This is a genomic window from Exiguobacterium sp. SH5S13 (genome assembly GCF_004337085.1).
GTDB classification, from domain to species: domain Bacteria; phylum Bacillota; class Bacilli; order Exiguobacteriales; family Exiguobacteriaceae; genus Exiguobacterium; species Exiguobacterium aurantiacum_A.
On sequence record NZ_SJUS01000087.1, the window covers coordinates 1 to 379 of the forward strand.

A 379-nucleotide genomic window follows, 5' to 3' on the forward strand; every position below is an offset into this window, starting at 1 on the left:
GTTCGGTCCCGGGCGGAGCGACCGTGGAAGTCGGCGTGTCCGCGCAAATGGTTTCCGAGAACCACCAGATGACGTTCGTACTGAACGAGCCCGACTACACGACGGCCAACCGTGTCGCGGAGGCCATCAACCGGCGCTACGGCGCAGGCCTGGCCCAGGCGCGTGACGCCTCGGGCATCGAACTGCTCGTGCCGGAAGCGCAGCGCAGGCAGCTCGTTGCCTTCGTCGCCGGGCTGGAGTCCATCACGGTGGAGCCGGATCGCCGTGCCAAGGTGGTGGTGAACGAGCGCACCGGGACCGTGGTTTCCGGCGGCGACGTGCGGATCTCCAAGGTGGCGATCTCGCACGGCGATCTCAAGCTCTCGGTGCGCAACGAGAC

The 379-nt window shown here is 67.5% G+C and carries 1 protein-coding gene; it reads left to right on the plus strand.

The genetic code is table 11. From position 1 onward, the window contains the following. Positions 1-23: 23 nt before the first annotated feature. The coding region (locus EVJ30_RS15100; protein ID WP_236636117.1) for a flagellar basal body P-ring protein FlgI at positions 24-379 on the plus strand (356 nt) is incomplete at its 3' end.